The sequence below is a fragment of the Zobellella denitrificans genome (genome assembly GCF_002237365.1).
Taxonomy (GTDB): domain Bacteria; phylum Pseudomonadota; class Gammaproteobacteria; order Enterobacterales; family Aeromonadaceae; genus Oceanimonas; species Oceanimonas denitrificans.
This window is the reverse complement of record NZ_NMUO01000040.1, coordinates 1-21,810: the sequence shown is the minus strand read 5'-3', so window position 1 is coordinate 21,810 and position 21,810 is coordinate 1. Positions and strand designations below refer to the sequence as shown.

The window sequence follows — 21,810 nt, the reverse complement described above, 5'->3', positions numbered from 1 at the left end:
CAATTGGCGGCGGATTATAACACGGGCCCTTGGTAGAGTCCCTTATCTCGAATATAGACCGCTACCGGATCAGGCAACAAATATTGCGGATTGTTCCCGGCGCGCAGTAGTTCGCGGATCTGGGTGGAGGACACCTCCAGCCGGGGATTGTCCATCAGGTAGATGCAACCGGCCGGGCGGCGGTGCAGCAGCTCCGCGTCCCGGGTGCCGTGGGTCCGGTAGAGGGCGGCGATGTCGTCATTGAAGTCGGGCTCCCAGCCGGGCCTGTGGCTGACCACCAGGTGGGTGTGGTCGAGCAGCTCCCGCCAGCGATGCCAGCTGTTGAGCGAACAGAGCGAGTCCATGCCCATCAGGAAGCACAAGGGCGTGGCGGGCAGCTCCCGGCGCAGTTCGATCAACGTCTCTATGGTGTAGGAGGGACGGTCTCGCCTGAGTTCGCGATCGTCCACCACCAGGCCCGGGGTCTGGGTCGCCGCCAGCCGGGCCATGGCCAGGCGGTGCGCGGGGGCGCTGTCCGGAGTGGTTCGGTGCGGCGGGATATAGTTGGGCAGCAGCCGCACCTCCTTCAGCCCCAGCCGCTCCAGCGCGCTGATGGCCGGGCGCAGGTGGCCGATGTGGATGGGATCGAAGGTGCCGCCCAGCAGGCCGATGGGTTTGCTCATGGTGAAATGACCAGGGGGTGATCGTCGAGAAAGCCGACGCAGACAGCGTACAGCCAGCGCCAGGCTTCGTCGTCATCGAAGGCGGCCACGGCCTGGTCGGCGGCGGCCAGCATGACCTGCAGCTGATGCAGCTTGGACGGCGGCAGCCGCCCCAGGGCGGCCTGCAGCAGCGGCTGCCGGCTGGACCAGACATGCAGGGCGGCGGCAGCCTGGTGGAAGGACTGGCCCGCCTGCAGGCCCAGTTGCAACTGCTGCAGCTGATCCAGCTCCCGCGCCAGCAGGTGGCACAACATGCCGGCTTCCACCCCTTCCTGGCGCAGTTGCAGCAGGATGCGGCAGGCGCGCTTTATCTTGCCCTGCAACAGGGGATCGAACAGCTGGAAGGGGTTGAAGTGATGGTGGGGCTGGACCTGCTGCTGCAGCGCCGCCAGGGTCAGCGGTTGGGGCAGGGCGAGCAGGCTCAGTTTTTCAATCTCCCCGGCCAGGGCCAGCAGGTTGCCCTCGAAGGCGTAGGCCAGCCAGTGCAGGGCGTCGGGTTCGGCCTGCAGGCCATGCCGGTGCAGCCGCTGGCCCAGCCAACGGGGCAGGTGGCGGGCATCGGGGGTGGTTACCGGCACCAGGGGGCCGGCCTCGGCCAGGGCCTTGAACCAGGCGGCTTTCTGCTGCTGCTGGTTGAGCCGGGGGCCCGCGATCAGCAGCATCAGATCCGGGTGGCTCTGGCGCAGCAGTTCCCGCAGCCGCTCCGAGGCGGTCTTGTCGAGCTTGTCCGGCAGGTGGAGTTCGATGATCTGGCGGGCACTGAACAGGCTCAGGGACTGGCTGGCATCGAACACGAGGTCCCAGTCCAGGCCCTCGTCGGCGTCGAAACGGTGGCGCTCGTCGAAGCCCTGCTCCCGGGCCGTCCGCCGCAGTTGGTCGAGCGCCTCCATCTTCAGCAGGGGTTCGTCACCGTAGATGAAATAGCAGGGCGCGAGCCCGCCCTTGAGATGCTGCGGCAACTGCTCGGGGTAGAGGCGCATCAGAACGACAGGCGGTTCAGCTGGCGCAGTATCTGCTCGGCGGCCTCGCGCTCCATCTGATCCTGCAACTGCTGCCGCTCACGGCTGGAGGCCAGCGCCTGGTCGGACTTGTCCAGGAAGCTGCGGTTGAAGGCGACGTTGAACACCTGGCGCGGCTCGCCGGGCATGTCCAGGGTAAAGCGGGTACCGAAGCGCATGGCGTATTCCAGGGTATCGGCCCGGGCGTTGACCGAGGCGACGGTATTGCCCTGGCCCAGGGGGGCCAGGGTCAGCACGGGAGTGGCTCCGTCCGGATCCACCAGTTGGACCCCGGCCCGTTGCAGCCGGGCCGAGACCAGGCGATAGAAGGGGGTCTTGTCGTCCCCGGCCAGCGCCAGCCGCTGCAGCTCGGGCGGCAGGTTGTCGCCGCCCCTGAGCTGGAAGCCGCAGCCGGCCAGCAGCAGGGTCAGGACGATTAGCCCCCCAGCCTTGATTCGAGTGAGCATAACAACTCCTTTAAAAACAGCGATAAGCTTGAAGCCGGAAGCGTGAAGAGAAGGGCTTGAATAATCAAGCCGTTATGCACTCCTTTTCCAGCTTCCAGCTTCCAGCTTCCAGCTTCCAGCTTTTAGTTCGCCACGATATTCAGCAGTTTGCCGGGCACGTAGATCACCTTGCGGATGGTCTTGCCGTCCAGGTGGCGGGCCACGTTGTCCTCGGCCTTGCCGGCGGCTTCCACCGCGGTCTGATCGGCGTCGGCGGCCACGGTCACCTTGCCGCGCACCTTGCCGTTGACCTGCACCACCACCAGTTTTTCGTCCTCCACCAGGGCTTCGGCGTCGGCCACCGGCCAGCTGGCGTGGTCGATGTCCTCATGGCCCAGGGCCTGCCACAGCGCGAAACAGGCATGGGGCGCTATGGGATGCAGCATCACCACCACGGCTTCCAGCGCTTCCTGCAGCAGGGCGCGGTTCTGTTCGTCGTCCATGTCCACCCGGGCCAGCTGGTTCATCAGCTCCATGATGGCGGCGATGGCGGTGTTGAAGGTCTGGCGGCGGCCCACGTCGTCGCTCACCTTGTTGATGGTCTTGTGCAGCTCCCGACGCAGGGCCTTCTGACCGTTGTCGAGGCGGGCCAGATCGAGCGCCGCCACCGGGCCGCGGGCCTGGTGCTCGTACACCAGCTTCCACAGCCGCTTGAGGAAGCGCTGGGCGCCCTCGACGCCGGAGTCGGACCACTCCAGGGTGAGATCGGCGGGGGAGGCGAACATCATGAACAGGCGCACGGTGTCGGCGCCGTAGCGGTCCACCATCACCTGGGGATCGATGCCGTTGTTCTTGGACTTGGACATCTTGGTCATGCCGGTGTGTACCAGCTCGCGGCCTTCCTGGTCCACGGCGCGCTTGATACGACCCTTCTCGTCCCGCTCGACGGTCACGTCCAGCGGGCTGACCCAGGTCCGGCCGCCCTTGTCATCGGTGTAATAGAAGGCGTCGGCCAGCACCATGCCCTGGCACAGCAGGCGCTTGAACGGCTCGTCGGACTCGACCAGGCCGGTGTCGCGCAGCAGCTTGTGGAAGAAGCGGGCGTACAGCAGGTGCATGCAGGCGTGCTCGATACCGCCGATGTACTGATCCACCGGCAGCCAGTAGTTGGCCTTGTCCACGTCCAGCATGCCCTGATCGTAGTCGGGGCTGCAGTAGCGGGCGTAGTACCAGGAGGACTCCATAAAGGTGTCGAAGGTGTCGGTTTCGCGCAGGGCCGGCTGGCCATGGTAACTGGCTTTGGCCCAGTCGGGATCGGCCTTGATCGGGCTCTTGATGCCGTCCATCACCACGTCTTCCGGCAGCACCACCGGCAGGGTCTCTTCCGGGGCGCCGACCACGGAGCCGTCTTCCAGGTTGAGCATGGGGATGGGCGCACCCCAGTAGCGCTGGCGGCTCACCCCCCAGTCGCGCAGGCGGTAGTTGACCGTTTTGCGGCCCAGGCCTTTTTCCGCCAGGGCGCCGGCGATGGCGTCGAAGGCCTGCTCGAAGGTCAGGCCGCTGAACTCGCCCGAGTCGAACAGCACGCCTTTTTCGGTGTAGGCGGCCTCGCCGATGTCGAGCTCGCTGCCGTCGGCGGGTTTGATCACCGGCACTATGTCCAGGCCGTATTTGGTGGCGAACTCGTAGTCGCGCTGGTCATGGGCGGGCACCGCCATGACGGCACCGGAGCCGTAGTCCATCAGCACGAAGTTGGCGACCCAGATGGGCACCTGCTTGCCGGTGAGCGGGTGCACCGCGTAGAAGCCGGTGGCCATGCCCTTCTTTTCCATGGTGGCCATCTCGGCCTCCGCCACCTTGTGGTGCTTGCACTCCTCGATAAAGGCGGCGAGCTCGGGGTTGTGCTCGGCGGCGCGGGCGGCCAGCGGATGGGCGGCGGCCACGCCCACGTAGGTCACCCCGAACAGGGTGTCGGGGCGGGTGGTGTAGACCTCTAGGCCCTCATCCTGGCCGTCCACCGCGAAGCGCAGGGTTACCCCCTCGCTGCGGCCGATCCAGTTGCGCTGCATGGTCTTGACCTGCTCGGGCCAGCCGTCCAGCGTCTCGATGTCGTTGAGCAGCTCTTCCGCGTAGTCGGTGATCTTGATGAACCACTGGGGAATTTCCTTCTGCTCCACCGGGGTGTCGCAGCGCCAGCAGCAGCCGTCGTTGACCTGCTCGTTGGCCAGCACGGTTTCGTCGTTGGGGCACCAGTTGACCGAGGAGGTCTTCTTGTACACCAGGCCCTTGTCATACAGCTTGGTGAAAAACCACTGTTCCCAGCGGTAGTACTCGGGGGTGCAGGTGGCCAGCTCCCGATCCCAGTCGTAGCCGAAGCCCAGCCGCTTGAGCTGGTTCTTCATGTAGTCGATGTTTTCGTAAGTCCAGGGGGCCGGGGCCGTCTTGTTGTTGATGGCGGCGTTTTCGGCAGGCAGGCCGAAGGCGTCCCAGCCGATGGGTTGCAGCACATTTTTGCCCTGCAGCCGTTGATAACGGGAGATGACGTCACCTATGGTGTAGTTACGCACATGCCCCATATGTAGCCGACCTGAGGGGTAGGGGAACATGGACAGGCAATAGAATTTGTCCTTGCCCGGCTGCTCGGTTGCCTTGAAGGTCTGCTGCTCGGCCCAAAAGCGTTGCACTTCGGGCTCAATGTTCTGGGGATTGTATTGCTCTTGCATCGGTGACATCCGGTTCCGTGAATTGGGTGCTAACACACAGGATAAATCGGCATAGAATACCCCAGGGGGTAACAAGCAACAATAGCCGCCCCGGCTCGACGGAGGAAACTGCCATGAGTGAAAAAGACGACAAGCACAGGAAGGGTTACGAGGCTTTTGTGGAGGAGCTGCACCGGCAGTGGGAGGCGGCCGAGAACACCACCATCAAGGAGATGGTGGAGAAGACCCAGGCCTACATGGAGGCGGCCGGGGACCTGACCAAGGACGAGCTGGCGCTGATCGCCGAGTACGTGAAGAGGGACCTGGCCGAGTACAGCGGCGAGGAGTTCAGGGACAGCCTGTTTTACCGGCGGATCCGTGAGACGGTGTGGGGGTGGCTGGCCAATGCCACCGACAAAAGCCAGCTGGAATGGCGGGAATTCGTGCAGGATCTGGAGCACAACGGCGAATACCGGGCCGGCGAGGTAGTGGGCCCGGGCCTGTATGACTGCACCCTGTGCGCCCACGTCCACGAGATCAGTCACCCCGAGGTGTTGACCACCTGCCTGGAATGCGGCCACGACACCTTTATCCGCCGGCCCCTGCGGCCCTGAGCCGGGCGTGGGGCGGCACGGCCGCCGCCACCGTTCCTACTTGAACAGCCGTCTTCCTTCCAGCCGCCAGGCGGGCTGCCGGCGCCGGCCGTAGGCCCCGGCCAGCAGCAGGCTGAGGGCCAGCCAGGCCACCAGGGGCGCGCTGCCGAAGCGGGCATAGGGGGTGAGGCCGGTCATGCCGGTCACCTCGGCGCGCAGCACGCCCGGCTCGAACTGGGGCAGGCTGGCGGTAATACGGCCCTTCTCGTCGGTGACCAGGGTGACCCCATTGTTGGTGGCGCGGATCAGCGGCCGGCCCAGCTCCAGGGCGCGCATGCGGGCGATCTGCTGGTGCTGCCAGGGGCCGATGGACTGGCCGAACCAGGTGTCGTTGGACACCGTCAGCAGGTAGTCGGTATCCGGCTTCATGTTGGCCCGCACCAGCCCCGGAAAGGCGACCTCGTAGCAGATGGCCACGCTGAAGTGGCGGCCGGCGGCGTCCAGATCCGGCTGCTCCGGCTCGCCCCGGGAGAAGGACGACATGGGCAGATCGAAGAAGGGCGCGAGCGGGCGCAGCAGGTCGCCGAAGGGCACGAACTCGCCGATGGGCACCAGTTGCTGCTTGTAGTAGCGGTTGCCGTGACCCGGTCCGTAGGGGACCGGGCTCTGACCCAGGGCGATGACCGCATTGTAGACCTCGCCGTCGCCGGGGCGGGAGACGATGCCGGTCAGCAGGCTCTGGCCCCGCTCCCGCATCAGGGCGTCCACCTCGTTCAGCCAGGGTGCCAGGTGCTGCTCGGAGGACGGCAGGGCCGATTCGGGCCAGATCACCAGGTCGGCGTCCTGCTCCGGCAGGGTAAGGCCCAGATGGCGCTCAAGGCTCAGTTCCAACTGGCCCGGTATCCACTTGAGCGACTGTTCGATATTGCCCTGCACCAGGGCGAAGCGGCTGCTCTGGGTTGGGCTGACCCACTGGATCTGGCCCAGGCCCAGCACCGCCGTCCACAGCGTCAGGGCGGCCAGCCCCGGCCACCACCGGCGACGGCCGAGCAGCCAGAGGGCGCCGGCGGAAAAGCACAGCAGCCAGCTGATGCCCTGCACCCCCAGCACCGGCGCCAGCCCGGCCAATGGCCCTTCCAGCTGGCTGTAGCCGAACCACAGCCCGGGGAAGCCGGTCATCACCCAGCCGCGCAGCCAGTCGGCCGCCACCAGCAGGGCCGGCAGCACCAGCAGCACCCGCAGGGCCGGCGAAGGCACCAGGCGCTGGCCCAGCCAGCAGGCGGCAGCGGTATAGAGGCTGAGGTAGGCGGCCAGCAGCGCCACCAGGAAAAAGGCGGCCGGCAGCGGCAGGCCGCCGAACATGGTCATGCTGACATGGATCCACCACAGTCCCGGCAGGAAGAGCCCTAAGGCCCAGGCGAAGCCTCGCCTGGCGGCGACGGCCGGGGTGGCGCTCTGGGTGGCGAGAAAGAGGCCGAGCAGCGACACCAGGGCCAGCGGCCAGAGGTCGAAGGGGCTGAAGGCTAAAACGCCGAGGGCCCCGCTGAGCAGGGCCCCGAAGGTTGGCAACAAGGTGCGCACTATGCTGGCTCCGAGGAGGAGGTTTCCTGACTGTCCGGTATCTTAACCTGCAACTGCAGCAGGCGTCGACGATCCGCGTGGGCGACCTTGAACACGAAGCCCTCGATCTCGACCTGTTCGCCCTTGGCCGGCAGGTGGCCGAAGGCGTGCATCACCATGCCGCCGACGGTGTCGGCCTCTTCGTCGCTGAAGTGGGTATGGAAGAATTCGTTGAAGTCCTCGATGTCGGTGAGCGCCGCCACCGCGTAGACCCGCTTGCTGATCTGGCGGATTTCGGCGCTTTCCTCGGCGTCGTACTCGTCTTCGATGTCACCGACGATAAGCTCGAGGATGTCCTCGATGGTGACCAGGCCGGAGACGCCGCCGAACTCGTCCACCACTATGGCCATGTGGTAGCGTTCTTCCCGGAATTCCTTGAGCAGCTTGTCGAGCCGCTTGCTCTCGGGCACCACCACCGCCGGACGCAGCACCTTTTCGATGGCGAAGGGCTCGTCGGTGAGGCCGAAGCCGTATTGCAGCAGGTCCTTGGCCAGCAGTATGCCTTCGATGTGATCCTTGTCTTCGTTGACCACGGGAAAGCGGGAGTGGGTGGACTCGATGATCATGGGCAGGAAGCTGGACACCGGCTGGGACTTTTCTACCGTCACCATCTGGGAGCGGGGGATCATGATGTCCCTCACCCTGAGCTCGCTCACCTCCAGCACCCCCTCGATCATGTCCTGGGTGTCCTGGTCGATAAGCTCGCGCTCGCCCGCATCCATAATCACTTCCACCAGTTCTTCACGGCTCTTCGGTTCGCCCTGAAAAAGCTGGCCGAGTCGCTCAAGCCAGTTTTTCTTGCTGGACGAACCGTTTTCTGAGTTCGAATTGTCGTCGCTCATGGACTTCGTTAACCTTCCTCGTCGTCTTGATAGGGATTGGCGATGCCCAGACCGGCCAGGATCGCTATCTCTTTGGATTCCATTATCTCGGCTTCGTCATCCTTAATATGGTCAAAGCCGAGTAAATGCAAGCAGCCGTGCACCACCATGTGCGCCCAGTGGGATTGCAACGGTTTGTTCTGCTCCACCGCCTCCCGCTCCACCACCTGGCGGCAGATCACCAGATCGCCCAGCAGGGGCAGATCGATGCCCGGCGGCGCCTCGAACGGAAAGGACAGCACATTGGTGGCATAATCCTTGCCGCGATAGTCCCGGTTGAGTTCGCGGCTTTCCGCCTCGTCCACCAGCCGTACCGTGACTTCGGCATCCATGCGCTCGCCGGCCAGCGCCGCGCTCAGCCAGCGTTCGAATTCCTGCTCGCCCGGCAGGCCGGGGGCCTCATCGCAGGCGATTTGCAGATCCAGCCACAGGGTCATGCTTTCTTGTCCTCATCGGGATGACGTTCGCGTTTCTGCTGTTCGTCGAAGGCCTCGTAGGCGCGCACGATGCGGGCCACCACCGGGTGCCGCACCACGTCCTCGGCGCGGAAGAAATTGAACGACAGCCCCTCGACCTCGCTCAGCACCTCGATGGCGTGGCGCAGGCCGGACTTGGCATTGCGCGGCAGGTCGATCTGGGTGATATCGCCGGTGATCACCGCCTTGGAATTGAAGCCGATGCGGGTCAGGAACATCTTCATCTGTTCGACCGTGGTGTTCTGGCTTTCGTCCAGGATGATAAAGGCGTCGTTCAGGGTGCGGCCGCGCATGTAGGCGAGCGGCGCCACTTCGATGACGTTGCGCTCGATAAGCTTCTCCACCCGCTCGAAGCCCAGCATCTCGAACAGGGCGTCGTACAGGGGGCGCAGGTAGGGGTCGACCTTCTGGCTCAGATCCCCGGGCAGAAAGCCGAGCTTCTCGCCCGCTTCCACCGCCGGCCGGGTCAGCAGGATGCGGCGGATCTCCTGGCGCTCCAGGGCGTCCACCGCGGCGGCCACCGCCAGGTAGGTCTTGCCGGTGCCGGCCGGGCCTATGCCGAAGGTGATGTCGTGGCTCAGGATATGGGCCACGTACTGGGCCTGGTTGGGGGTGCGCGGCTTGATCATGCCCCGCTTGGTCTTGATGGTCACTTCCTTGCCGTACTGGTAGCCGCTGTCGGGCTCGGCATCCTGCTCCAGCACCCGGCTCTCCTTGATGGCGAGATGGACCTGCTCGGGGGTGACGTCGGGCACGGCCTGGCCCTTGACCGGCTGGGTCTCCACATAGAGCCGCTTGAGCAGCTCGCCGGTGACCTGGGCCAGGTGGGTCGGCCCCAGGATCTGGAAGTGCTGGTTGTGGTAGTTGATCTCCACGCCCAGGCGGCGCTCCAGTTGCTTGAGGTTGTCGTCGAAGGGGCCGCACAGGCTGGCCAGGCGCTGGCCGTCCGCCGGTTGCAGTTCGAGTTCCAGATGGGTGACGTTGGGGGTCAAGGTAACTCCTTTCAAAAGCCGGAAGCTGGAAGCTGGAAGCTAGAAGCTAGAAGCTAGAAGCTAGAAGCTAGAAGCTAGAAGCTAGAATAGCTTTTGATGTCAGGAAGCCGTTGTCAATCGCTATTCCTGCGCCAACGGCTTCCGGCTTCCAGCTTCCAGCTGTCGTTAAGGGGTAAAGGTCGCCACGCCGACCTCGTCGGCCACGCCGTCGGGGCGGCGGGAGAGGATGCTTTGGGGTGACACCTGCACCCGCAGATCCATCTCGTCCTCGCCGCGCAGCAAGGTACCGCGCAGGCTGTGGGGCATCACCTCGGTGATCTCCACGTCGGCGAAGCCGCCGATAAGGCGATGGGGCCCTTCGAAGTTGACCACCCGGTTATTCTCGGTGCGGCCGCGCAGCTCCATGGGGTTGAGCTTGGAGGGGCCTTCCACCAGGATGCGCTGGGTGGACCCCAGCATCTGCCGGCTGATCTGCTGGGCCTGGTTGTTGATCACATTCTGCAGCCGGTACAGCCGCTCCTTTTTCTCCTCCATCGGCACGTCGTCGGGCAGATCGGCGGCCGGGGTGCCCGGGCGGGGGCTGAAGATAAAGCTGAAGCTCATGTCGAAGCCCACGTCCTCGATAAGCTTCATGGTCTTCTCGAAGTCTTCCGCCTCTTCCCCGGGGAAGCCGATGATAAAGTCGGAGCTGATGGTGATGTCGGGCCGGGCCGCGCGCAGCTTGCGGATCTTGGATTTGTATTCCAGGGCAGTGTGCGGCCGCTTCATCAGGGTGAGGATGCGATCCGAGCCGCTCTGCACCGGCAGGTGCAGGAAGCTGACCAGCTCGGGGGTGTCCTTGTACACCTCGATGATGTCGTCGGTGAATTCGATGGGGTGGCTGGTGGTGTAGCGGATGCGGTCGATGCCGTCGATGGCCGCCACCAGGCGCAGCAGCTCGGCGAAGCTGCAGATGTCGCCGTCATGGGTCTCGCCCCGGTAGGCGTTGACGTTCTGGCCCAGCAGGTTGACCTCGCGCACGCCCTGCTCGGCGAGCTGGGCGATTTCATAGAGCACGTCGTCGAGCGGCCGGCTCACTTCCTCGCCGCGGGTATAGGGTACCACGCAGAAGGAGCAGTACTTGGAGCAGCCTTCCATGATGGACACGAAGGCGGTGGCGCCTTCGGCCCTGGGCTCGGGCAGGCGGTCGAATTTTTCGATCTCGGGGAAGCTCACGTCCACCTGGGCGCCGCGGCCCTCAAGCACGGACTTGATCATGGCCGGCAGCCGGTGCAGGGTCTGGGGCCCGAACACGATGTCCACGAAGGGCGCGCGGGAGCGGATGGCTTCACCTTCCTGGGAGGCGACGCAGCCGCCCACGCCGATCACCAGACGGGGGTTGGCTTCTTTCAGCGGCCGCCAGCGGCCGAGCTGGTGGAACACCTTCTCCTGGGCCTTTTCGCGGATGGAGCAGGTGTTGAGCAGCAGCACATCGGCCTCTTCCGCTTCCTCGGTGAGCTGGTAGCCGTGGCTGGCGTCCAGCAGATCGGCCATCTTGGATGAATCGTACTCGTTCATCTGACAGCCCCAGGTCTTGATATGAAGTTTTTTGCTCATGGCACTCTTTGAATTACGGCAAGGGACATGCGTTTTGGACCGGGGATTCTACTCTTTTCTACCGGCAGTGACCAGATAATATCCAGCGCCGACGGGGCCAGAACGATGCCGAAATGACGCCGCATTTGCGGTAGAATGGCTCAAAAATCCAGAGGTTATACGATGCAACACTGTGATATCGCCATTGTCGGCGGCGGCATGGTCGGCGCCCTGGCGGCGGCCTTGCTGGCGCCCAGCGGCCTGAGCATCCGGGTTATCGAAGCCAGGGCGCCCGCCGCCTTCGAACCCGGGCAGGCGTTTGACCTGCGCATCTCCGCCATCAGCGCCGCCTCGGTGCGGCTGTTGCAGCAGGCCGGCGCCTGGGACGCCATCCTGGCCATGCGGGCCTGGCCCTACCGGGGGCTGGAGGCGAGCGAATGGGAAGGCTTTGCCACCCGCTTCGAGGCCCGGGAGCAGGACTGCGACCACCTGGGCTTTATGGTGGAAAACCGGGTCATCCAGCTCGGCCTCTGGCAGGCCCTGGCCCAGTGGCGCAACGTGGTGTTCGACTGCCCCGATGGCCTGGCCGGGTTGAGCCAGGGGGAGGATGGCGCCGAGCTGGTGCTGGAGAGCGGTCAACGGCTGCGGGCCCGGCTGGTGCTGGCCTGCGACGGCGCCGAGTCGCGCACCCGTGGCTTTGCCCGCATCGGGGTCACCGCCTGGGATTATGCCCAGCACTGCATGCTGATCAGCGTGGCGGGGGAGGGCATCGAGCAGGACATGACCTGGCAGCAGTTCAGTCCTTCCGGCCCGCGGGCCCTGCTGCCGCTTGGCGGGGAGCACGCCTCCCTGGTCTGGTACGACGACAAAGAGCGCATCAAGGTGCTGGCGCAGCTGGACAACGCCGTCCTGGCGGAGCAAATCGCCGTTCACTTCCCGCCCCGGCTGGGGCCGGTGCGGGTGCTGGACAAGGGACACTTTCCCCTGCGCCGCCGCCACGCCAACCAGTATGTGAAGGGCGCCGTGGTGCTGCTGGGAGACGCGGCCCACACCATCAACCCGCTGGCGGGGCAGGGCGTCAACCTCGGCTTCAAGGACGTGGCCTGTCTGAGCGAACTGGTGCACCGGGCGGTGGAGGCGGGCCGGGACTTCGCCGCCCCCGAACTGCTGGCGCGTTATGAATGCCGGCGCCGGCCCGACAACCTCTTGATGCAGGGCGCCATGGATCTGTTCTACCAGACCTTCAGCAACGATCTGCCGCCGCTTAAACTGCTGCGCAACCTGGGGCTGAAGGCGGCCCAGCACAGCGGTCCGCTGAAAAACCGGGTGATGAAATACGCCATGGGGTTGTAAGGGCAGCCGTAAGCCGTAAGCTGGACGCTGGAAGACACGCCAGCGGTGCTGCTGAAGGCTGCGCCATTCTTGTGAAAGCAGGAGTGGGATGTGTTGGTAGGGTCGACTTCAGTCGACCTTATTACGGCAATGGAGCTTATGGGGCGGTAAAACAAAAAGCCGGCACAGAGGCCGGCTTCTTGCTTTCAATATGGCTGGGGTACCAGGATTCGAACCTGGGCACGGTGCCGGGATCAAACCCCGTGGCTCCTGATGTCGATAAACAAAAAGCCGGCACAGAGGCCGGCTTCTTGCTTTCGATATGGCTGGGGTACCAGGATTCGAACCTGGGAATGGCGGGATCAAAACCCGCTGCCTTACCGCTTGGCGATACCCCAATTTTGAATGGTGCGGGAGGCGAGACTTGAACTCGCACACCTTGCGGCGCCAGAACCTAAATCTGGTGCGTCTACCAATTTCGCCACTCCCGCTGAGAGTGGTGGCTATGGCGGGATTCGAACCTGCGACCCCATCATTATGAGTGATGTGCTCTAACCAACTGAGCTACATAGCCACATAAGCATTGAGTCGCCTCAATGGTTTTCCTGAAAATGGCTGGGGTACCGAGTTACTAACCTGGGCACTGATGCCGGGAGCAAAACCCGCTGTTTATCCAGCTTTACAGTAAAATGGCTGGGGTACCAGGATTCGAACCTGGGAATGGCGGGATCAAAACCCGCTGCCTTACCGCTTGGCGATACCCCAATTTCGACAACAGAGATAATAAAAAATCTCAGCCATCTTGAAAATGGCTGAAGGTGTTGGCCTTGAACCTGGGCACTGAGGCCGGGAGCAAAACCCGCTTTTCTTCAACCACTTCTTAAAAATGGCTGGGGTACCAGGATTCGAACCTGGGAATGGCGGGATCAAAACCCGCTGCCTTACCGCTTGGCGATACCCCAGCAGAGTGGTGGCTATGGCGGGATTCGAACCTGCGACCCCATCATTATGAGTGATGTGCTCTAACCAACTGAGCTACATAGCCACTTTGCTGTCGATGACTGCTCGTCACCGGACGGGGCGCATTATGCGTATCCGGCTCGGGAGCGTCAACCGTTTTTTCCCGAAAAATAGGCCAGCCTCAACCGTTTGGCCAGAAACTAGGCATGGTGGTGCAGGGCTGGCCAGGGCGGCCGGTTTTTTGTGCGAAAAACAAAAAGGCCGGGGATGAGCCCGGCCTTCTGGCAATGGTGGTGAACGGGTCAGACGTTGAACAGGAAGTTCATCACGTCGCCGTCCTTGACGATGTAGTCCTTGCCCTCGGAGCGCATCTTGCCCGCTTCCTTGGCGCCCTGCTCGCCCTTGTAGGCGATGAAGTCCTCGAAGGCGATGGTCTGGGCGCGGATAAAGCCCTTCTCGAAGTCGGTGTGGATCTTGCCCGCCGCCTGGGGCGCGGTGGCGCCGACGGGAATGGTCCAGGCGCGCACTTCCTTCACCCCGGCGGTGAAGTAGGTCTGCAGGTTGAGCAACTGGTAACCGGCGCGGATCACCCGGTTCAGTCCCGGCTCTTCCAGGCCCATGTCGGCCATGAACTCGGCGGCTTCTTCCGCGTCCAGCTCGGCGATTTCCGACTCCATGGCGGCGCACACCGGCACCACTATGGCGTGCTCGGCGGCGGCGATGGCTTCCACCTCGGCCAGGTAGGGGTTGTTCTCGAAGCCGTCCTCATTGACGTTGGCGATGTACATGGTGGGTTTGATGGTCAGGAAGTTCAGGTAGGCGATGGCCGCCTTTTCTTCCTTGGTCAGCTCCACGCTGCGCAGTACCTGGGCCTGCTCCAGGGCCGGCAACAGCTTCTCCAGCACCGTTACTTCAAATTTGGCGTCCTTGTCGCCGCCCTTGGCTTTTTTGGCGTTGCGCTGGATGGCCCGTTCGCAGGTGTCCAGATCCGCCAGCGCCAGTTCGGTGTTGATCACCTCGATGTCGTGCCGGGGTGACACCTTGCCCGCCACGTGCACGATGTTGTCGTTCTCGAAGCAGCGCACCACATGGCCGATGGCGTCGGTTTCACGGATGTTGGCCAGGAACTTGTTGCCCAGGCCCTCGCCCTTGGAGGCACCCGCCACCAGGCCGGCGATGTCGACGAATTCCATGGTGGTGGGCAGGATGCGCTGGGGCTTGACGATCTCGGCCAGGGCGTCGAGGCGCTTGTCCGGCACCGGCACCACGCCGGTGTTCGGTTCTATGGTGCAGAAGGGGAAGTTGGCGGCTTCGATGCCCGCCTTGGTCAGCGCGTTGAACAGGGTGGATTTGCCCACGTTGGGCAGGCCCACTATACCGCATTTGAAACCCATAACAGTGTCCTGAAAATTACTTGGTGGAATCGGCATTGAAGGCATGCAGGCGGTTCATCGCCCTGGTCATGCCGTCACTGAATAACATATCGGTGGCGCGGACGGCTTCGTCCACGGCGGCGTCGAGCAGGCCCTGCTCGGCCGCCGGCGCCTTGGTGAGCACGAAGCCGGCCACCTGGGACTTGTGCCCCGGATGACCGATGCCGAGCCGCAGCCGGTAAAAGTCCTTGCTGTTGCCGAGGCAACTGATGATGTCCTTGAGCCCGTTGTGGCCGCCGTGGCCGCCGCCCTGCTTGAAGCGGGCAGAGCCCGGCGGCAGGTCGAGTTCGTCGTGGGCCACCAGTATCGCCTCGGGCGGGATCTGGTAGAAGTTGGCCATGGCCGCCACCGCCTTGCCGGAGCGGTTCATAAAGGTGGCCGGGATCAGCAGGCGGACGTCACGGCCCGCGATGCGCACCCGGCCGGTCCAGCCGAAAAACTTGGCTTCTTCCTTGAGCTGGCCACCGTGCAGCCGGGCCAGCTCGGCCAGGTACCAGGCGCCGGCGTTGTGGCGGGTATGGGCGTATTCCGGGCCCGGGTTACCCAGCCCGACGATGAGTTCGATAGGGTGCATATGCAGAGTCGGCCGTTAAAATGACGCCATATTCTAATGAAGAGCGGCAATAATGGCCACCTCGGTGACTTCATCCGCCGGAATAGGTATTATGGTCGGCATTGTGCACAATGCCATGTGTTATTGTTCGCGCTTTCCCGGGTGCATCGTTGCCCGTCGTTCCTGCACGGATGCCTGTCACAGGATTCTTCTCAAATGTACGAGTTATTCGGCTGGGCCCTGCTTGCCGGGGTGCTCAATGCCCTGGCCGGTGGCGGCCTCTTCCTCACCCTGCCGGCGTTGCTGGCCGCCGGGGTACCCAGCACCGGTGCCGTGGCCACCGCCAGCGTGGCGTCCTGGCCTGGTTATCTGAGCGCCTTCTGGGGCATGCGTCGCCAGCTCGGCAGCGGCCCCTGGCTGGCGCTCACCCTTATCGGCCTGGGTGGCGGTGGCCTGGGGGCGCTGACGCTGGTACAGTTCAACGCCGACAGCTTCAACTACCTGGTGCCCTGGCTGCTGCTGGGGGTGAGCCTGCTCTACGCCCGCCAGTTGCTGAGCCGGTCGGGGTTCGAAGGGCCACTCAGGATGAAGCGGCGGGCCTGGCCGTTGCTGCTGGCCGGCAGTTTCTACGGCGGCTTTTTCGGCGGCGGCCTGGGGGTGCTGCTGATGGCACTGACCGGCCAGCTGCGGCTGGGCTCCAACCTGCAACAGCACGCCATCAAGCTTTACCTGTCGATGCTGGCCAGTGGCGCCACCATCCTGGTGTATTCCCTGTCGGGGCTGGTGCACTGGCGGGCCTGCCTGCTGCTGGCGCTGGGCTATCTGATGGGCGGCAAGCTGGGCGCCCGGCTGCTGGTGTGCCTCAGGCCCCGGCTGCTGGCCTGGGCCATCGTCGCCTTCGGCATCGGCCTGAGCGGTTATTATTTTGTGCGCTTTTACGGGTAATGTGGTGAGGGGTGAGGGGTGAGGCGTACCCCCGGTTGCTGTGCACCTCACGCTTTCCGCCTCACCCCTCACGAAATAAAAAAGCCCGCGAATCCGCGGGCTTTCTAGACTTTCAGCTTCCAGCCATCAATGCTCGAACATGGCGGAGATGGACTCTTCGTTGCTGATGCGGCGGATGGCTTCGGCCAGCATGCCGGACAGGGACAGCTGCTTGACCTTGGTCAGGGCCTCGATTTCCGGTGTCAGCGGGACGGAGTCGGTGATGATCACCTCGTCGATCACGGAGTCGCGGATGTTCTGGGCGGCGTTGCCGGAGAAGACGGCGTGGGTGGCATAGGCGAACACCCGCTTGGCGCCATGGTTCTTCAGGGCTTCGGCGGCCTTGCACAGGGTGCCGCCGGTGTCGATCATGTCGTCGACGATCACGCAGTCGCGGCCTTCCACGTCACCGATCAGGTGCATCACCTGGGATACGTTGGCGCGCGGGCGGCGCTTGTCGATGATGGCGATGTCGGTGTCGTCCAGCAGCTTGGCCACGGCGCGGGCACGGACCACGCCGCCGATGTCGGGGGAGACCACCACCACGTTGTCCAGGTTCTTGGCTTTCATGTCTTCCAGCAGCACCGGGGTACCGAAGACGTTGTCCACCGGCACGTCGAAGAAGCCCTGGATCTGTTCGGCGTGCAGGTCAACGGTCAGCACCCGGTCGACACCCACGCTGGACAGGAAGTCGGCCACTACCTTGGCGGTGATCGGTACCCGGGCGGAGCGCACGCGGCGGTCCTGGCGGGCATAGCCAAAGTAGGGGATGACGGCGGTAATGCGGCCGGCGGAGGCACGGCGCAGGGCATCCACCATCACGATCAGCTCCATCAGGTTGTCGTTGGTGGGCGCGCAGGTGGACTGGATGATGAAGACATCGCCGCCACGTACATTTTCGTTGATTTGTACGCTGATTTCGCCGTCGCTGAAGCGGCCGACATCGGCTGCACTCAGTTTGATAAAGAGACGATCGGCGATACGTTGGGCGAGTTCCGGCGTTGCATTACCAGCAAACAGCTTCATGTCGGGCACGGTTGAAAACCTCGGGGTTGTTTCATGGGTGGCGAGACTGGACGGGGCCGTGAACCCGTATTACGGAAGCGAGTTCCGTTATCCAGCCCGTTTTTTAGAATTCTGAGCTGAGCGTGTCTTGCAGGCACCGGGCCGGATGGTCCGGACGGCGAGCCGGCCGCGGCCGTGTCGTCCTGCAGACATCGCCCGGCAGCGGATCGGCCCTTGGGATAAGGGAGAAAGCGGGCCCACCCCCACTCTCTTGCAAGCGCTGCCTAGGATGCCGTAATCGATGACGGGGCCGCCTCCTTGAGTTGCCGCAGGGCGGTAAACAAGGGCGACTGGTTGCAGCCTTTGGCAACGAAGCCGGCGCTGTCCGCCGGGGCCGCTGCCAGGGCCTTTTCGGCCGCTTCCCGGCTGTCGAAGCTGGCGAAGATGCAGGCTCCGGTGCCCGTCATTCTTGACGGCGCGTATTCTAGCAACCAGCCAAGGAGCTTGGCAACCTCGGGGTGGCGCTTTTTGACCAGGGCCTCGCAATCGTTTTCCCAGGGCTGGGCGAGCCGTTGTTCCAGGGATAAGACCAGGCTCGAACGGGGCAGATCCGGGTCGCTGAAGATAGCGGCGGTGGCCACATTGATACCCGGATGGAGCACCAGGTACCAGGGCTCGGGCGGGGCCGCCGGCGTCAGGATATCGCCAATGCCTTCGGCGAAGGCGGCCCGGCCGCGCACGAACACCGGCACGTCGGCGCCCAGCCGGCGCCCGAGCCTGGCCAGTTGCTCCTGGCCCAGGCCCAGTTGCCACAGCCGGTTGAGTGCCACCAGGGTGGTGGCGGCGTCGCTGGATCCGCCGCCCAGGCCGCCGCCCATGGGCAGGCGCTTGGTCAGGTGGATACGTGCGCCCTTGGTGCAGCCGGTCTTGCTCTGCAGCAGGCGAGCGGCCCGAATGATGAGATTCTGCTCCGGCGCGACCCCGGGCAGGGCTGGGCTCAGGCTGAGCTCGCCGTCGGGGGCCGGCTCGAAGCCGAGTTCGTCACCGTGATCCAGAAACTGGAACAGGGTCTGCAGGTTGTGGTAGCCGTCGTCGCGGCGGCCGGTAATGTACAGGAACAGGTTCAGCTTGGCGGGGGCGGGCAGGACTATCATGGTTTCAGCTCCCACTGGTTGATGGCCAGGCGCAGGGTGGTGGTGTCGTGGCTCAGGTCGAGCCGGCTCGGCAGCCAGAGGCCGTCGATGCGGGTATATCCCAGGTAGTTGAGCCGCCAGCCGTGGGAGCGCAGGCTCTGCGGCCGGCCGTCGGCGTCGTACTCCACCTGGTCCGCCTCGCCGGGCAGGCCCTTGATCCAGTGGGCCAGCTGCTCCACCGGCAGATCCCAGCCGGTCAGGCGGAACACCAGGTCCCGGGCATTGCCGGCGGAGTGCAGCTGCCCCTCGCTGTCGGTAAGCTGGATGGCGCCCTGGCGGCGGCTGAGGTCGAACACCCGCCGGCCCACCACGTTGGTCAGGTTCATCCGGTAATCGTCCTGTTCCTGGCGCCAGAACAGGCTGAGGCTGCCGCGCTCGTCTGGGGTGATGATGCCGAGCCGGGCCGACAGTTGCCAGTCCTGCAGCCGGGCCAGGGTGGCCTGCTGGGCCTGCCAGGAACCGGGGGGCGCTTCCTGGGCGCGGTAGGCACAGCCGGAGAGAAACAGCAGAAGGAAAACAGTGACTAAGGCGCGCACGGGAGACTCCCTGGTGAGATTTGGGCCCAGTATAAGGGCAAGGTCGGCGCCTTTTAAAGCCTTACCCTTTCTCGTACAATAGCCGGCTACACGTAAAGATGTTGTGAGCCGCAGAAAACCCTCATGAGCCTGCTGGTACTGGGAATCAATCATAAGACAGCCACGGTCGCCCTGCGCGAGCGGGTGGCGTTCGGGCCCGATATTGCCCCCAAGGCACTGCAGGAGCTGATGCACACCCGAGGGGTGGAGGAGGCGGTGATCGTTTCCACCTGCAACCGTACCGAACTCTACTGCTGCCTGGATCAGCGGGGGGAAAGCGACGCCGTGCGCCACTGGCTGCAGCACTTCCACCACCTGGACGAGGACGAGCTGACCTCCTGCCTGTACCAGCACCAGGGCGAAGAGGCGGTGCGTCACCTGATGCGGGTGGCCTGCGGCCTGGACTCCCTGGTGCTGGGCGAACCACAGATCCTGGGCCAGATCAAGCAGGCCTACAACCAGTCGCACCAGGTGGGCAGCCTCAAGGGCATCCTCGAGCGGCTGTTCCAGAAGTCGTTCTCGGTGGCCAAGCGGGTACGCACCGAAACCGAGATCGGCGCCAGCGCGGTGTCGGTGGCCTTTGCCGCCGTCAGCCTGGCCAAGCGCATCTTCTCGGATCTGGGGCGCACCAAGGTGCTGCTGGTGGGGGCGGGTGAAACCGTGGAACTGGTGGCACGCCACCTGAAGGAACAATCAGTTTCGCGCATCATGGTTGCCAACCGCACCCTGGAGCGGGCCCAGAACCTGGCCCGGGAGTTCGAGGCCGAGGTGATGACCCTGGAGCAGATCCCCGACTACCTGCCCCAGGCCGATATCGTCATCAGCTCCACCGCCAGCCCCCTGCCGATCATCGGCAAGGGCATGGTGGAGCGGGCGATCAAGGCCCGCCGGCACAAGCCCATACTGCTGGTGGACATCGCGGTGCCGCGGGACATCGAACCCGAGGTGGACGAGCTGAGCGATGCCTACCTCTACACGGTGGACGATCTGCAGGGCATCATCGAGCAGAACCTGGAGGCCCGCAAGCGCGCGGCCGGCCAGGCCGAGCGCATCATACTGGAAGAGCGGGACCAGTTCATGGGCTGGTTCCGCTCGCTCAAGTCGGTGGATCTGATCCGCGACTACCGCACCCAGGCCGACGCCGTGCGCGAGCAGGAGCTCGGCCGGGCGCTGCAGGCCCTGGCCCAGGGCGAGGACCCGGCCAAAACCATGGGGGAGCTGGCCCGGCGCCTCACCAACAAGCTTATCCATACTCCCACCCAGGCGCTGAGCCAGGCGGGCAAGGACGGCGATCAGGAAATCCTGGCCGTGCTGGCCCAGAGCCTGGGCCTCGGCCAGCGCTGACAAGGCCATAGCGGCGAGACACAGATGAACGAATCCATACTGAAGAAACTGGAAGGCCTGCAGGAGCGCTACGAAGAGGTGCAGGCGCTGCTGGGCGAGGCCTCCGTCATCAACAACCAGGACCAGTACCGGGCCCTGACCCGGGAGTACGCCCAGTTGGAAGACGTGGTGGGCTGCTTTCGCCGCTACCGCCAGGCCGAGGCGGATCTGGCCGGTGCGCGGGAAATGCTGGCGGAAGACGACGCCGAACTCAGGGCCATGGCCGAAGAGGAAATCGACGCCGCCGAGTCCGCCATCGAGGAACTGGGCCGCGAGCTGCAGATCCTGCTGCTGCCCAAGGATCCCAAGGACGACAACAACTGTTTCCTGGAGATCCGCGCCGGGGCCGGCGGCGACGAGGCGGCCATCTTCGCCGGCGATCTGTTCCGCATGTACAGCCGCTACGCCGAGACCCGGCGCTGGCGCATCGAGATCGTCAGCGCCAGCGAAGGGGAGCATGGCGGCTTCAAGGAAATCATCGCCCGCATCGAGGGGGCCGGCGCCTACGGCAAGCTCAAGTTCGAGTCCGGCGGCCACCGGGTGCAGCGGGTGCCCGAGACCGAGTCCCAGGGCCGCATCCATACCTCCGCCTGCACGGTGGCGGTGCTGCCCGAGATCCCCGAGGCCGAGGTGCCCGAGATCAACGCGGCGGATCTGAAGGTGGACACCTTCCGCGCCTCCGGCGCCGGCGGCCAGCACGTCAACAAGACCGACTCCGCCATCCGCATCACCCACCTGCCCACCGGCATGGTGGTGGAATGCCAGGACGAGCGCTCCCAGCACAAGAACCGGGCCAAGGCCATGGCGGTGCTGGCCTCGCGCCTGGCCCAGATGGAGCAGGACAAACGCCAGGCCGAGGAGCAGAACACCCGCCGCAACCTGCTCGGCAGCGGCGATCGTTCCGATCGCATCCGCACCTACAACTATCCCCAGGGGCGGGTGTCGGACCACCGCATCAACCTGACCCTGTACCGGCTGAGCGAAGTGCTCGAAGGCCAGCTCGAGATGCTGACCCAGCCGATACTGCAGGAGCACCAGGCCGACTTGCTGGCCGCCCTGGCGGGACAGTAAATGACCCTGGCCGAGCTGCGCCAACGGCTGCGCGAACAACTGGCGGGGGGCGAGTCGCCCGCCCTGGATGTGGACGTGCTGCTGTGCCACGTGCTGGGCAAGCCGCGCAGTTTCCTGCTGGCCTGGCCGGAACACGAGATCACGCCGGCCGAGCAGGCCGAGCTGGCCGCCCTGGTGGTCCGGCGGCAACGAGGCGAGCCGGTGGCGCACCTCACCGGCCGACGCGAGTTCTGGTCGCTGGAGCTCGAGGTCTCCCCCGACACCCTGATCCCCCGGCCCGATACCGAACTCATGGTGGAGGCGGCCCTGGCGCGGCTGCCGGCCGGCCCCGCCACCC

Annotated in this window: 19 protein-coding genes, 6 tRNA genes and 1 pseudogene; 6 read left to right on the top strand and 20 right to left on the bottom strand. The window is 64.7% G+C overall.

Going from position 1 to position 21,810, the window contains the following annotated elements:
- Nucleotides 1-14: 14 nt before the first annotated feature.
- The 4 genes from nadD to leuS all read right to left on the bottom strand — a co-directional run bounded on the left by nadD (nt 15) and on the right by leuS (nt 4,868).
- Nucleotides 15-662 (bottom strand): nicotinate-nucleotide adenylyltransferase, encoded by a 648-nt coding sequence (gene nadD, locus CGX12_RS10235; protein WP_094039780.1) that lies wholly within the window; start codon nt 660-662, stop codon nt 15-17.
- The gene (holA, locus tag CGX12_RS10230; RefSeq protein WP_094039779.1) at nt 659-1,681 is read right to left on the bottom strand and encodes a DNA polymerase III subunit delta; all 1,023 of its coding nucleotides are present in this window, start codon (nt 1,679-1,681) and stop codon (nt 659-661) included. Before holA ends, nadD begins: the two co-directional genes overlap by 4 nt.
- Complete coding sequence (locus CGX12_RS10225; protein WP_094039778.1) at nt 1,681-2,166, bottom strand: LPS-assembly lipoprotein LptE; 486 nt, start codon at nt 2,164-2,166, stop codon at nt 1,681-1,683. Before CGX12_RS10225 ends, holA begins: the two co-directional genes overlap by 1 nt.
- Nucleotides 2,167-2,288: 122 nt before the next feature.
- Nucleotides 2,289-4,868 carry a leucine--tRNA ligase gene (gene leuS, locus CGX12_RS10220; RefSeq protein ID WP_094039777.1) on the bottom strand — a complete coding sequence of 860 codons (2,580 nt, stop codon included), beginning with the start codon at nt 4,866-4,868 and terminating at the stop codon, nt 2,289-2,291.
- Nucleotides 4,869-4,981: 113 nt separating this feature from the next.
- Here leuS and CGX12_RS10215 point away from each other — a divergent pair, with 113 nt between their 5' ends.
- Nucleotides 4,982-5,461 (top strand): zinc ribbon-containing protein, encoded by a 480-nt coding sequence (locus tag CGX12_RS10215; protein ID WP_094039776.1) that lies wholly within the window; start codon nt 4,982-4,984, stop codon nt 5,459-5,461.
- A gap of 36 nt (nt 5,462-5,497) precedes the next feature.
- Here the strand turns inward: CGX12_RS10215 and lnt are convergent, their stop codons facing one another.
- The 5 genes from lnt to miaB form a co-directional block, all read right to left on the bottom strand.
- Nucleotides 5,498-7,021, bottom strand: a complete 1,524-nt coding sequence (gene lnt, locus CGX12_RS10210; RefSeq protein WP_094039775.1) for an apolipoprotein N-acyltransferase — start codon at nt 7,019-7,021, stop codon at nt 5,498-5,500.
- Entirely contained in the window at nt 7,021-7,902 is an 882-nt protein-coding gene (corC, locus tag CGX12_RS10205) for a CNNM family magnesium/cobalt transport protein CorC (protein WP_094039774.1), read from the bottom strand. The genes lnt and corC overlap by 1 nt, the downstream gene beginning before the upstream one ends.
- Before the next feature lie 8 nt (nt 7,903-7,910).
- Nucleotides 7,911-8,378: an rRNA maturation RNase YbeY gene (ybeY, locus tag CGX12_RS10200; protein ID WP_094039773.1), complete on the bottom strand. Its 468-nt coding sequence runs from the start codon at nt 8,376-8,378 to the stop codon at nt 7,911-7,913.
- On the bottom strand, nt 8,375-9,409 hold the full coding sequence (locus tag CGX12_RS10195) for a PhoH family protein (RefSeq protein WP_094039772.1): 1,035 nt from the start codon (nt 9,407-9,409) through the stop codon (nt 8,375-8,377). The genes ybeY and CGX12_RS10195 overlap by 4 nt, the downstream gene beginning before the upstream one ends.
- Nucleotides 9,410-9,574: 165 nt before the next feature.
- Nucleotides 9,575-11,005 carry a tRNA (N6-isopentenyl adenosine(37)-C2)-methylthiotransferase MiaB gene (miaB, locus tag CGX12_RS10190; RefSeq protein ID WP_094039771.1) on the bottom strand — a complete coding sequence of 477 codons (1,431 nt, stop codon included), beginning with the start codon at nt 11,003-11,005 and terminating at the stop codon, nt 9,575-9,577.
- A 162-nt stretch (nt 11,006-11,167) separates the two neighbouring features.
- Between miaB and CGX12_RS10185 the strand changes: the two genes are divergently transcribed.
- The gene (locus CGX12_RS10185; protein WP_094039770.1) at nt 11,168-12,337 is read left to right on the top strand and encodes an FAD-dependent monooxygenase; all 1,170 of its coding nucleotides are present in this window, start codon (nt 11,168-11,170) and stop codon (nt 12,335-12,337) included.
- A 302-nt stretch (nt 12,338-12,639) separates the two neighbouring features.
- On the opposite strand, the gene CGX12_RS10180 is transcribed toward CGX12_RS10185, so the two are convergent.
- From CGX12_RS10180 to pth, 8 genes are all read right to left on the bottom strand, one after another.
- Nucleotides 12,640-12,714, bottom strand: a tRNA-Gln gene (locus CGX12_RS10180).
- An 8-nt stretch (nt 12,715-12,722) separates the two neighbouring features.
- A tRNA-Leu gene (locus CGX12_RS10175) sits at nt 12,723-12,807 on the bottom strand.
- 6 nt (nt 12,808-12,813) lie between these two features.
- Nucleotides 12,814-12,890, bottom strand: a tRNA-Met gene (locus CGX12_RS10170).
- 116 nt (nt 12,891-13,006) lie between these two features.
- A tRNA-Gln gene (locus tag CGX12_RS10165) sits at nt 13,007-13,081 on the bottom strand.
- 122 nt (nt 13,082-13,203) lie between these two features.
- A tRNA-Gln gene (locus CGX12_RS10160) sits at nt 13,204-13,278 on the bottom strand.
- Between the two features lie 6 nt (nt 13,279-13,284).
- Nucleotides 13,285-13,361: transfer RNA gene (locus CGX12_RS10155), tRNA-Met, on the bottom strand.
- 217 nt (nt 13,362-13,578) lie between these two features.
- A complete protein-coding gene (ychF, locus tag CGX12_RS10150) occupies nt 13,579-14,670 on the bottom strand; it encodes a redox-regulated ATPase YchF (protein ID WP_094039769.1) in 1,092 nt (363 codons plus the stop codon).
- A gap of 16 nt (nt 14,671-14,686) precedes the next feature.
- Entirely contained in the window at nt 14,687-15,283 is a 597-nt protein-coding gene (pth, locus tag CGX12_RS10145) for an aminoacyl-tRNA hydrolase (protein ID WP_094039768.1), read from the bottom strand.
- 195 nt (nt 15,284-15,478) lie between these two features.
- Here pth and CGX12_RS10140 point away from each other — a divergent pair, with 195 nt between their 5' ends.
- Entirely contained in the window at nt 15,479-16,207 is a 729-nt protein-coding gene (locus CGX12_RS10140; RefSeq protein WP_094039767.1) for a sulfite exporter TauE/SafE family protein, read from the top strand.
- 126 nt (nt 16,208-16,333) lie between these two features.
- On the opposite strand, the gene CGX12_RS10135 is transcribed toward CGX12_RS10140, so the two are convergent.
- From CGX12_RS10135 to lolB, 3 genes are all read right to left on the bottom strand, one after another.
- Nucleotides 16,334-17,281, bottom strand: coding sequence for a ribose-phosphate pyrophosphokinase (locus CGX12_RS10135; RefSeq protein ID WP_094039766.1), 948 nt, complete (start codon nt 17,279-17,281; stop codon nt 16,334-16,336).
- A gap of 254 nt (nt 17,282-17,535) precedes the next feature.
- Entirely contained in the window at nt 17,536-18,405 is an 870-nt protein-coding gene (ispE, locus tag CGX12_RS10130) for a 4-(cytidine 5'-diphospho)-2-C-methyl-D-erythritol kinase (RefSeq protein ID WP_094039765.1), read from the bottom strand.
- Entirely contained in the window at nt 18,402-18,980 is a 579-nt protein-coding gene (lolB, locus tag CGX12_RS10125; RefSeq protein WP_176442042.1) for a lipoprotein insertase outer membrane protein LolB, read from the bottom strand. Before lolB ends, ispE begins: the two co-directional genes overlap by 4 nt.
- 123 nt (nt 18,981-19,103) lie before the next feature.
- Between lolB and hemA the strand changes: the two genes are divergently transcribed.
- From hemA to CGX12_RS10110, 3 genes and pseudogenes are all read left to right on the top strand, one after another.
- Nucleotides 19,104-20,363 (top strand): glutamyl-tRNA reductase, encoded by a 1,260-nt coding sequence (gene hemA / locus CGX12_RS10120; RefSeq protein ID WP_094039764.1) that lies wholly within the window; start codon nt 19,104-19,106, stop codon nt 20,361-20,363.
- A gap of 24 nt (nt 20,364-20,387) precedes the next feature.
- Complete coding sequence (gene prfA / locus CGX12_RS10115; RefSeq protein WP_094039763.1) at nt 20,388-21,473, top strand: peptide chain release factor 1; 1,086 nt, start codon at nt 20,388-20,390, stop codon at nt 21,471-21,473.
- Nucleotides 21,474-21,810: pseudogene (locus CGX12_RS10110) on the top strand (class I SAM-dependent methyltransferase); the annotation flags it as partial.